The following is an 11,433-nucleotide window of genomic DNA, read 5'->3' on the forward strand; positions in this document are numbered from 1 at the left end:
GCAGTGTCACTAGCTTCATAGCCGCGATATTCGATTGGCATGTCGAGCGCGTCCAGCTGGCTTTTGATCTTGTCGACGTCGCCGACAATGACCCAGGTGAATTTGCCCGCTGCCAGCGCCCGACGGGCAGCGGCATCCAGACTTTCGCGGGTTTGTTTGCTATAATGGTCCGCCAGTGTTTCATAATAATCATCAGGGCGGTCGTAAAGAGCGTTGCTCTGCATCGCCGACAGCACCGCATCGGATGTTTCAAACTGCCCGGGCAGCTCGCGCGTTTCCTTGATGACCGCGCGCTTCAACTCGGCTTCGGTCACCCCTTTGTCGCCCAGAAAATCGTCGATATCGGTAATGAGTTCCTTGAGCGAATCTCCGGTACGGTCCGCCTGCACGGGCGCGGCGACAGTATAGGCCACCGCATTTTCGGTTAGCCGAACCGTGCCCCGCACACCATAGCTCCAGCCTTTCGTCTCGCGCAGGTTCATGTTGAGTCGCGCGAGAAAGTTCCCGCCAAGCGCGTTATTGGCATTGTCCAGGTCGACAATATCTGCGTCCTGCGGCCGCATCGGCGTCAATATGCCGCCATAAATATAGGATTGCGGGGAATTGGGCCGGTTGACCACGATGACCCGCGCCTGCTCCGGCTTGATCGGCCGCGTTGCAAAACTCTTTTTGCCCATCGCTGTTTTGGGCGCGCGCCAATTGCCGAATTTGGCCTCCAAAATCGGTTTCAGTCGATCCAGCGACAGATCCGAAACCACGAAAATTTCGCCATTGTCCGGACGGATCCATTCCTGCTGGAAGTTCACCAAATCAGCGCGGGTTATCGATTGAACCGATTCCAGCGTACCGCTGCCCGTCGCGCCATAAGGATTGTCTTCGCCATATAATAAAGGCGCCAGCGTATTTGATGCCATGCTCTGCGGGCTGCGCATTTGCTGCTCAATCGATGTAATCTGCTGTGTGCGCACCCGTTCAATTTCGGCTGGGGCGAAAGCAGGATTGCGCACGATGTCGGCGAGCAAATCCAGCGAAGGTTCAAGATTTGGCGATAGCGCCGTCAGCTCAAAATTGGAGCGGTCCGCGCCGCCGCCCAACATGATTTGCGCGCCAAGACGTTCTTGCGCTTCTGCTATTTCACGCGACGTAAGAGAAGGCGTGCCTTGTTCGAACAGGGTCAGCGCCAGTGTTTCAAGTCCGCGTTTGACAAGCGGGTCCGACGCGCTGCCGGCGTTGAAAGACAGAGCTATGCGCGTCACCGGCACAGCTGCCCGCATCGCATAATGTACTTTCATGCCATTTGAGAGTGAGATGTGCGCGACATCAGGAAAATCCAGTGGCGCAAGCGCCGCGATTGCCGGAGGATCGCGCTTCACACTGACCGTGATCGTGTCATCGGCCGCATCCGCTTTATCAGCGGCGGGCTCTACCGCCGTTTCCGCATATTCACCGGAGCGTTCACCGGGCTCCAGCGTCAACGTATAGCTGGGACGAGTCAGCCATTGCTGCATCGCCGCCTTCACTTCAGCCGGCGTCAGGGTCGCGAGTATCTCCAGCTCATTTTCATAAAATCCGGGATCGCCGGCCAATACCTGCCCGTGTGCCAGGGTAACCGCCTTGCCGCCGAATCCGCCGACCTGCTCCAGACCACGAATGGTCGAGGCTATGGAATCCGTCGCTGCCCGGCGCACTTCGTCTTCGGTTGGTCCTTCCGCGATGAATTTGTCGACAATCTCGTTCATCCGCTTTTCAACCAGAGCGGCTTCGACACCGGGCTTGGCCGTCGCGCCAACGCTCAAAATACCGACCCGCTGAAAGGTATAATTGCCAGCCGAGACGCTGACCGCGATTTTTTCGTCACGAACCAGTGCGTTATCCAGTCTGCTACTGGAAAGTCCGCCCAGAATATCTGCGCCAACGGTCAGCGCGGTCAACGCGCGGTCGCTGATGCCGGGCGCTGGCCAATATCGCGAGATATTGGTGGCTGCGACCTGATCTTGCATCACCGTCCGCACGGGTTTCTCGAGCTGCGGGATAGAGGCTGCAGCCGGCACGTTCACCGGCCCGCGTGCAATTTTGCCGAAATATTTTTCGACCAATGGACGCGCCTCAGTCGCCGATATGTCCCCCGCCAGAACGAGCGTGGCATTATTGGGTCCATATTTACTGCGAAACCAGTTCCGCAAATCGTCTATCGTGGCGGCATCAAGATCAGCCATCGAACCAATGACCGTGTGGTCATAGGGATGTCCTTGCGGAAAAATATTTTTGATGATTTCATAGAAAACCAACCCCCCGGGCTGGTTGTCCCCTTGCCGTTTCTCATTCTGGACGACGCCGCGCTGGTTATCCAACTTCTTCTGCGTGATCGCACCGAGCAGATAACCCATCCGGTCACTCTCGATAAACAACGCCCGTTCCAGCGCCCCACGCGGCACCGTCTCGAAATAGTTGGTGCGATCAAAATTGGTCGTACCGTTATAATCCGTCGCGCCTATTTCCTGCAAATATTCGAAAAAATCACCCGGTGCGTTCTCCGATCCGTTAAACATCAGATGTTCAAACAGATGCGCAAAGCCGGTTTTCCCGGCGGGTTCGTCTTTTGAACCGACATTATACCACGTCGCGACACCGACAATCGGCGCTTTACGATCGGTGTGCACCAGAACTTTCAACCCGTTGTCGAGGGTGAATTGTTCATAAGGAATAGCGACCGCATCGACCAGTTCGCTGACCGGCGCTGGCTTGGCGGCCTCATGCTGCCTGGCCAGTGCTGGAGCAGCAACCGTCAATGCTGCGCTGGTCAGCGCCAGCAACAGGGAGCGAGGCAAACGGAGCATCGGGATATTCCTCTCAGTCAAATGTAGATCATATATTCTCGGACATGCCGGTAAAGGGGGCCAGGCCGATTGCCGGCTTCGACGAACGTCATTCAACCATCGACCAACGGCTATTTTGTCTTCCAGCCCCAGAACAGATGGCAGGGCAATATATTCCAGAAAGAATAGCCGCTGTCGATATGGTCAAAATGCGGGACCATGAAGTCGCGCGCCTTTTTGACAAATTGATAGACCAGAAACGCCCCGCCCGGCCGGATAGCCGCGTAAGTTTCCTTGGCGATTTTGGGACCGAGCTGGTCGGGCAGCGTCGAGAAAGGCAGGCCGGAAAGGATATAGTCGGCTTTCTCGTGGCCGAGCTCGCTGATGATCTTTTGCACATCGGCGGCGGACCCGTGAATAGGGTAGAAGCGGCTGTCGCGTATGGACTTGCCCAGATAGTCGATGAAATCGGCATTGAGATCGATCACGATCAGGGTTGCGCCGGGCTTCAACCGTTCAAGCACCGGACGGCAGAAAGTACCCACGCCCGGACCATATTCGACGAACAGGTCGCACTCATCCCATTTGACCGGTTCGAGCATCTTTTTGATCGTGATGTCCGACGACGGCATGACCGAACCCACCATCACCGGGTGTTTCAGGAAGCCCTTGAAGAAAACACCCCAGGGACCGAGGCGCCGTTCCAGCCCCGACTTGATGCGATCCACGATTTTTGTCTTGGCGATACTATTAGTCAATGCAGTCCTCCGGTGGCCGATCAAACTGTCTTACTAGGGCGTTACAGCGCCGGTGACAAATATAATAGCGGTTGCCCGGTGCAATCGAGCGGTTAAAAGCTTGCCATGCTGCTTCATCCAACAGACTCGGTTGCGGTCATTTTTTGCGCGCAACGTACCGGCGTCGATGACGAGGCCTACCAGGCTGCGGCGGCAGCAATGGGCGCGCTCGCAGCGCAGCAGCCGGGCTATCTCGGTGAAGATCATGCCCGGTCAGCGGATGGTTTGGGGATTACGGTCAGCTATTGGCGCGATGATGCCAGCGCCAAGGCATGGCGCGATCACCCGGAACATGCCCATATTCGCGATCAGGGCCGCGACAAATGGTATAGCGAATATAGCCTTCATGTCGCCCGCGTCGAACGTGGCTATGACTGGCAGAAATAGCATGGCATAGGAACGCCGATGGCCGATTCTCCCGACTTTGAACCGCTCGACCGGAAGGTATCATCCTTTCCCGATGCCAAGCCGATCGACGGCACCCGGATGGCCGTGCTGTTTTCGGTCATGCTGGTCACCGCGTCCGGCAATACCGCCATGCAATCGATATTGCCGACGATCGGAACGCAGCTCGATATTCCCGATTTCTGGGTGAGCGCGGCGTTCAGCTGGTCGGCTCTATTATGGGTTTATACCGCTCCGAAATGGGCCCGCCAATCCGATCATCGCGGTCGCAAGGCGCTGATGCGTCTGGGCATGATCGGCTTTACCACGTCCTTTGCCCTGGCCGGTCTGGCGCTGTTTCTTGGCCTGCTGGGCTGGTATAGTGCGCTTTGGACCTTTGTCCTGTTTGCCCTGTTCCGCAGCCTTTACGGTGGCCTGGGTTCCGCCGCTCCGCCCGCGGTGCAAGCCTATGTCGCTTCGCGCACCGCGCGCGCCGACCGGACGAAAGCGCTGTCGCTGATTTCATCCTCCTTCGGTCTCGGCACGATTGTCGGTCCGGCCGTTGCACCCTTGCTGATCATTCCGGTTCTGGGGCTTGCCAGCCCGATGTTCGCCTTCGCTGCCATCGGAATCCTGGTGATGGTGGCACTGGCGCTGAAATTGCCCAATGACAATCCCGGCTATCAGGCACGCGGCGTGGTGACATCGGAACCCTATAGTTCTGCGCCTTCTTCCAACAGCCTGAAAGAGGAGGATGACGACGGCGCAGAAGAAACCAGCCTGCCGCCGCGATTGCGCTGGGGCGATCACCGAATCAAGCCGTGGCTGATCACCGGCATTTTGGGCGGCAATGCGCATGCCCTGATATTGGGCGTTGTCGGCTTTCTGGTGCTCGACCGGCTCGGCTTGCGCGGCGACCCGGAAATGGGAATCAGAATGACCGGCATCGTGCTGATGTCCGGCGCAGCGGCGACCTTGCTGGCGCAATGGGGACTGATCCCGTTGCTGCAAATGGGGCCGCGGACCTCGATATTATGGGGCATGGTCCTGGGAGCCTGTGGCTGCCTGCTCATCGGGCTTTCCCATGATCTTCACGGCATCATCATCGGCTTCGCCGTGGCATCATTGGGCTTTGGCCTGTTCCGCCCGGGTTTCACCGCCGGCGCTTCGCTGGCCGTCAAGCGATCCGAGCAAAACGGCGTCGCCGGCATTGTCGCGTCAGTCAACGGCATGGCCTTTATCGCCTCACCAGCCTTTGGTGTCCTGCTTTACACCTATGCCGGTCCCCTGCCCTTCTGGCTGGCAACCGGCATCTGTATCTTCCTGTTCGGCTGGGGTTTCAAGACCCTCAAGCTGGACGAAAGGCTAGACTCCGACCGCTAGTGTTTGCTGTCCTTGACCGGAGTCAACATTCCCGGCGAGACAAAGCCGATCGGTTCGACCCGCATCGCATTCTGCTTCAGCTGCGATTCCATTTTGGAATATTCTTCCTCCATTTCCGGCGTTACCGAAGCACGGCTGTCTTTCAGCGCGCTCTCGAAATGTTTCATCTGCACGGTTTCGACCAGTCCGCCAAATTCCCGCAGCGCGTGCAGGCCCGCCCGGCGGACAAGATCCTCCAGATCGGCACCGGAATAGCGATCCGTGCTCTCTGCCATTTCATCGAGATCGACATCCTTGGCCAGCGGCATTTTCGATGTGTGAATTGCCAATATCCGGCGGCGGCCAGCCTTGCCAGGAACCGGTACATAGATGAGTTCATCGAACCGGCCCGGCCGCAGCAACGCCGGATCAACCAGACCGGGGCGGTTGGTCGCGCCAATCAATATCACCGATTGCATTTCTTCCAGACCATCCATCTCGGCCAGGATCGTATTGACCACCCGCTCGGTCACCTGCGGTTCGCCCATACCGCCACCCCGCGCCGGAACGAGACTGTCAATCTCGTCGATAAACAGGATCGTTGGCGCCACCTGCCGCGCCCGGGCAAACAAGCGGGCAATCTGTTGCTCGCTCTCGCCATACCATTTGGACAGAAGGTCGCTTGATTTTATGGCGATGAAATTGGCTTCTGCTTCGCGGGCGACGGCCTTTGCCAGCAGGGTCTTGCCGGTGCCCGGCGGACCATAGAGCAGAAAGCCCTTGGCGGGACGAATGCCCAGCCGTGTAAAGGCTTCCGGGTTTTTCAGCGGCAGTTCAATGCCTTCTTTCAGCCGTATCTGCGCTTCGTCGAGGCCACCAATATCTTCCCAGCGAACATCGGGAACCTGAACCATGACTTCGCGCATGGCCGATGGCTGGACCCGTTTCAGGGCTTCGACAAAATCATGCCGATAGACAACCAGTTCTTCGAGCACTTCCGGCGGCACGGTTTCCGATTCCAGATCCAGCTTGGGCATGATCCGGCGCACCGCTTCAATCGCCGCCTCGCGAGTCAGGGCGGCCAGATCGGCTCCGACAAATCCATAGGTTGTCCGTGCCAGCTCTTTCAGATCGACGGCTTTGTCGAGCGGCATGCCACGGGTGTGGATGCCCAATATCTCACGCCGTCCGGCCATGTCCGGAACGCCGACGATGATTTCCCGATCAAAGCGCCCGGGACGACGCAAGGCTTCATCAATCGCTTCGGGGCGGTTGGTCGCGGCGATAACCACCAGATTGAGTCGTGATTCGAGACCGTCCATCAAGGTCAGCAGCTGTGCCACCAGCCGCTTTTCGGTTTCGCCCTGCACCTGCCCGCGCTTCGGCGCGATCGAATCGATCTCGTCGATGAACAGAATCGAAGGCGCGGCCTGAGTCGCTGCCTCGAATATTTCACGCAGCTTCTTTTCAGACTCGCCATAAGCGGAACCCATGATTTCCGGACCGTTGATCAGGAAAAATTCGGCTTCGCTTTCATTGGCGACCGCCCGGGCGAGCCGGGTCTTGCCGGTGCCCGGAGGGCCATGCAGCAGCACGCCGCGTGGCGGATCAACGCCAAGCCGGGTGAAGAGCTGCGGATAGCGCAGTGGCAATTCGACCATTTCACGCAGTTGATCGATCGTCTCCTGCAACCCGCCGATATCGTCATAAGTGACATCAGCACGGCGATGTTCGGTCGATTCTTCATATTCCGGCCGCAGTTCGACCTCGGTCTCTTCGTCGATATGGACAATCCCCTTGGGAGAGGTTGAAACGACGTTGAGCCGGATTTGCGTGAGCGAAAAGGCCGGCGCCGCCAGCATCTGCCGCAATTGCGGTGGCATGTCGGCGCGATCCACCTGTTGCTGGCCATGGGTGGCGACAAAATCTCCCGCCTTCAGCGGGCGGCCCATGAAGCTGCGCTTCAGACCACCGCCATTGCCTTGCAGACGCAGGTCCTTCTGGCCCGGGGCGAAAACAACTTTCTTGGCCGGCTTCGATTCGACCTTGCGAATTTCAACATAATCGCCCGCTCCGACACCGGCATTGGCGCGTTGCAGGCCGTCAAGCCGGACAAAATCCAGACCCTCATCTTCCGGATAGGGCAGGACAGCCCGCGCCGGAGTCGCCTGTTTGCCGAGAATTTCGACGACATCGCCCTCGATCAATCCCAGTTTGCCGAGATTATCCCGCGACAATCGGGCCAGTCCGCGACCGCTGTCCTCGGGCCGGGCATTGGCAACCTGCAGTTTCAGCAGCTTGCTATCGTCTTCGGGCTTGTCTTTAACTGGCACTGGATCGGACACTGGGACGTATCTCCTCGATATCGTTTTGGTTGTTTCCAATAAGATAGGGATCGCCAGGCCGATATGCGACTCAGATTTTCAGATGCAACAGCAGATGGCCGAGTTCAGCCAAAAAAAAAGGCCAGTTCCGAAGAACTGGCCTGAAAAGTTTTTAGGAGAGGATGCCTGAAAGGCCCACTCTGAATGCATCGAATCCATTTATTGTGCAAGTGCGAAAAGAACATTATAGATTGCATATCTTGCAACTTAACAATTATGTTAGTGACTGATTTCCGCCACTTTATAAAATTCACCTTCATTTTTGCATTGCACAAAGCTGATTTAGCCACGATATCGATCATCCGATGCGCCGTCTTCCTCCCCTTCGCGCCCTCGAGGCCTTCATTCGTGTTGCCCGCCTGGGTTCTTCCAAGGCTGCGGCGGCGGAACTGGCCCTGTCCGCGCCAGCCCTCAGCCGGCGAATCAAATCGCTTGAGGATCATATCGGCAAGCCGCTGTTCGAACGACGCAACCAGTCGATGGTGCTGAACGAAGATGGACAAACCTTGCTGAAAGCGGTCGCCCCGGCGATGGAAACCATTGGCGAAGCGGTAGACCAGATGACCGTCACCGGCGGTGACATGCGCTTGCGCCTTGGCGTGCTGGCGCTGTTCGGCGCAACCCGCTTGCTGCCGCGGCTTCCGGAACTGAAAAAACTCTATCCCAAGCTGCATATTGACGTCGATACGTCCGCCCATGCCGAAAATATGCTGGGCGATGCGGTGGATGCGGCGATCATCATCAGCGACGATGTCGATCCCAATCTCTATTCGATGAAACTGGACAGCAACAAGGTTTATGCGATTGCGTCCGCAGAATTGATCAAGGGCCCGAATGCGATAAAACATCCAGAGGATCTGAAGAATCACAATATCCTGATCCACAGCAACATGACCCGGGCCTTTGACAATTGGAAAAAAGCGGTGGGACTACCCGATCTGCAGCCGGCTGGTATCGACCATCTCGACAGCGGCGCACTGATGCTGGAAGCGGCAGCGCAGGGCCTTGGCATCGCGATCATGCACGGCGGGCATTTTTCCGATGCCAATGATCCACGGCTGGTTCGCCTGTTCGACTATGAGGTCGACAGCCCCTACAGCTACTGGTTCGTCTGCCGCAAACGCGACATGAAAAACCGCGCCGTCCGGATTTTCCACGACTGGGTGGCGCAGGCGGGTCTCTAGGGTCAGACCCTAGGCGGTCAGATCGGGATCCAGCGTCAGATCATCGTCGAGCTGCACGCCAAAGCTGTTCAGCAGCATCGAAACCTGGCTATATTGTCCCACGGTCATGACCAGATCCATCCGCTGCTTCTCGGTCAGTTCCGCCAGCGCCGCCCAGGTCGCATCGGCAACATGCCCGTCTCCGGTCAGATCATCGGTCGCCTGCAGCATCGCGCGTTCCAGCGGCGTCCAGCCCGGAGCATCCGGCCCGACCTTGATCCACTCTATCTCTGCATCGGTCAGACCGCAGTCCTTGCCGATCCGGACATGCTGCGCCCATTCATAGCCGGACTTCCAGTTGAAGCCGGTGCGCAGGATGATGATTTCGCGTTCGCGTGCCGGCAGGTCATTATGGTCGGACAGGATATAGCCGCCCCACCACATGAACGCCTTATAGGCTTTTGGCGCTTTTATCAGCGTCCGGAAGATATTGAGTATCTTGCCGGCCTTGAAACGCTCGCCCAGCATCGCCCTGCTCTTGTCATCGAGTTCTGACTCGGCGAGCGGGGCGATCCTGGGTTTATCGAGACGCATGTTGGTCGATCAGGCGAGGGTTACGGACTTGATCGCGCCTGGCTTCGCTGGTGGTTCGCCTTTTGGCAGGGCGTGAACGGCTTCCATGCCGGAGGTCACTTCACCCCAGACCGTATATTGACCGTCGAGAAAACCGGCATCGTCGAGGCAGATGAAAAACTGGCTGTTGGCGCTGTTCGGATCCATCGTCCGGGCCATCGAGCAAGTGCCTTCAACATGCGGCTCCTTGGAGAATTCCTGCGCAATATCGGGCTTGTCGCTGCCGGACATGCCGGTTCCGGTAGGGTCGCCGCCTTGGGCCATGAAACCATTGATGACGCGGTGGAAGACGACGCCATCATAAAAGCCTTCGGATGCCAGCTCGGTGATCCGGGCAACATGATTGGGAGCGAGGTCGGCGCGCAGCTTGATTTCGACATCGCCGGTTTCGAGGTGGAGAGTCATTTTTTCGTGGGCCATGAGGCTTGTTCCTTTTTGTTCATTGAATCGTCCTTGGGCCGCATATAGGCAAGCCGTTTGGAAAAATCACCCTGCCTGGCGATATTTGTCACAAAAGATTGCAATTGCAACCTTGCAACGACTAGTAAGCAGCCGAACGCGCGCAGAAAGGGAGCATCGCGATGACCGATATCAACGACGCTCCAGATACTGTCATCGAACGCGAAGATGTGCTCGACGATGACAACCGGCTGACCGACGAATTCGTCCGCTCGGTTTCCGATGCGGTCGAGAATAATGATTATGTTCTGGCTCAGGAACTGGTCAATCCGCTGCACAATGCCGACATCGCCGATCTGTTCGAGCTGATTAATTCGGATGAACGCGCACCGCTGGCCAGCGCGCTCGGTGATCTGGTGAGCGCCGACGTGCTCGCGGAGATGAACGAGCATGTTCGCGACGACCTGATCGAAGTGCTCGATGCCGGTCAGATTGCCGACCTGACCGAACAGCTGGACACCGATGACGCGGTCGCGATTATCGAGGATCTCGACGAAGGCGAACAGCAGGCCGTGCTGGCCGAGCTGGACGCCGAAGACCGCGCCGCGATCGAGAGCGCCCTCACCTATGACGAGGAAACCGCCGGCCGGATCATGCAGCGCGAATTTGTCGCGGTGCCCGAACATATGATGGTCGGCGACCTGATCGACTATCTGCGCAAGAATGACGATCTGACCACCGAATTCTGGGAAATCTATGTCGTCGATCCGGCGTTCCGGCCGATTGGCACCTGCCAGTTGAGCTGGATCCTCAGAACCCCGCGCGAAATCGCCATCGCCGATGTGATGAAGCGCGAGCAGACCCTGATTCCGGTCGATATGGATCAGGAAGAAGTAGCGCTGCGCTTCCAGAAATATAATCTGATCTCGGCCGCCGTGGTCAATGACGACGGACGCCTGATCGGGATGATCACCGTCGATGACATTCTCCATATTGTCGAGAATGAAGCCAGCGAGGATGTGCTGCTGCTTTCCGGCGCCGGCGACGGTGATATTAACGAACCGATCCGCGATAGCTACAAGGCCCGGGTGCGCTGGCTGATCACCAATCTGGCAACCGCCTTGGTCGCCAGTTTCGTCATCTCGATATTTGGCGCAGCGATCGAGCAGATGGTCGCGCTGGCGATTCTGATGCCGATCGTCGCCTCGATCGGCGGCAATGCCGGCACCCAGACCATGGCGGTCTCGGTCCGCGCGCTGGCGATGAACGAACTGACTCGCTCCAACACGCGCCGGATTATCGGCCGTGAATTTCGCATAGCCCTGCTCAACGGCGCCACGATTGCCGTGCTGGTCGGGCTGGGCACCGGTCTGGTCTTTGGCAATCCGGTGCTCGGCGGGGTTATCGCGGTCGCCATGCTGATCAATATCGTGATCGCCGGTTTTGCCGGCATATTCGTGCCGGTGATGCTCGACCGGCTCGATCAGGATCCGGC

Annotated in this window: 9 protein-coding genes; 4 read left to right on the plus strand and 5 right to left on the minus strand. The window is 57.8% G+C overall.

Annotated features, from left to right (window positions below; all coding sequences use genetic code 11):
* Together V7665_RS11655 and V7665_RS11660 are read right to left on the minus strand one after the other, a co-directional pair.
* Nucleotides 1-2,837 (minus strand): M16 family metallopeptidase (locus V7665_RS11655; RefSeq protein WP_335664709.1); only part of this gene is annotated, 2,837 nt, incomplete at its 3' end.
* A gap of 110 nt (nucleotides 2,838-2,947) precedes the next feature.
* Nucleotides 2,948-3,574: a class I SAM-dependent methyltransferase gene (locus tag V7665_RS11660; protein WP_335664710.1), complete on the minus strand. Its 627-nt coding sequence runs from the start codon at nucleotides 3,572-3,574 to the stop codon at nucleotides 2,948-2,950.
* 105 nt (nucleotides 3,575-3,679) lie between these two features.
* On the opposite strand from V7665_RS11660, the gene V7665_RS11665 reads away from it, so the two are divergent.
* Nucleotides 3,680-4,000 carry an antibiotic biosynthesis monooxygenase family protein gene (locus V7665_RS11665; protein WP_335664711.1) on the plus strand — a complete coding sequence of 107 codons (321 nt, stop codon included), beginning with the start codon at nucleotides 3,680-3,682 and terminating at the stop codon, nucleotides 3,998-4,000.
* An 18-nt stretch (nucleotides 4,001-4,018) separates the two neighbouring features.
* Entirely contained in the window at nucleotides 4,019-5,380 is a 1,362-nt protein-coding gene (locus tag V7665_RS11670; RefSeq protein ID WP_335664712.1) for an MFS transporter, read from the plus strand.
* On the opposite strand, the gene V7665_RS11675 is transcribed toward V7665_RS11670, so the two are convergent.
* On the minus strand, nucleotides 5,377-7,704 hold the full coding sequence (locus tag V7665_RS11675; protein ID WP_442955220.1) for a CDC48 family AAA ATPase: 2,328 nt from the start codon (nucleotides 7,702-7,704) through the stop codon (nucleotides 5,377-5,379). The genes V7665_RS11670 and V7665_RS11675 overlap by 4 nt on opposite strands.
* Nucleotides 7,705-8,048: 344 nt before the next feature.
* Here V7665_RS11675 and V7665_RS11680 point away from each other — a divergent pair, with 344 nt between their 5' ends.
* Entirely contained in the window at nucleotides 8,049-8,927 is an 879-nt protein-coding gene (locus V7665_RS11680) for a LysR substrate-binding domain-containing protein (protein ID WP_335664713.1), read from the plus strand.
* A 9-nt stretch (nucleotides 8,928-8,936) separates the two neighbouring features.
* Here the strand turns inward: V7665_RS11680 and V7665_RS11685 are convergent, their stop codons facing one another.
* Together V7665_RS11685 and V7665_RS11690 are read right to left on the minus strand one after the other, a co-directional pair.
* Nucleotides 8,937-9,500 carry a carboxymuconolactone decarboxylase family protein gene (locus V7665_RS11685; RefSeq protein ID WP_335664714.1) on the minus strand — a complete coding sequence of 188 codons (564 nt, stop codon included), beginning with the start codon at nucleotides 9,498-9,500 and terminating at the stop codon, nucleotides 8,937-8,939.
* Between the two features lie 9 nt (nucleotides 9,501-9,509).
* Entirely contained in the window at nucleotides 9,510-9,959 is a 450-nt protein-coding gene (locus tag V7665_RS11690; RefSeq protein ID WP_335664715.1) for a peptidylprolyl isomerase, read from the minus strand.
* 161 nt (nucleotides 9,960-10,120) lie between these two features.
* Here V7665_RS11690 and mgtE point away from each other — a divergent pair.
* Nucleotides 10,121-11,433 (plus strand): magnesium transporter (gene mgtE, locus V7665_RS11695; protein ID WP_335664716.1); only part of this gene is annotated, 1,313 nt, incomplete at its 3' end.

This window comes from Parasphingorhabdus sp. (genome assembly GCF_036964675.1).
Lineage (GTDB): Bacteria > Pseudomonadota > Alphaproteobacteria > Sphingomonadales > Sphingomonadaceae > Parasphingorhabdus.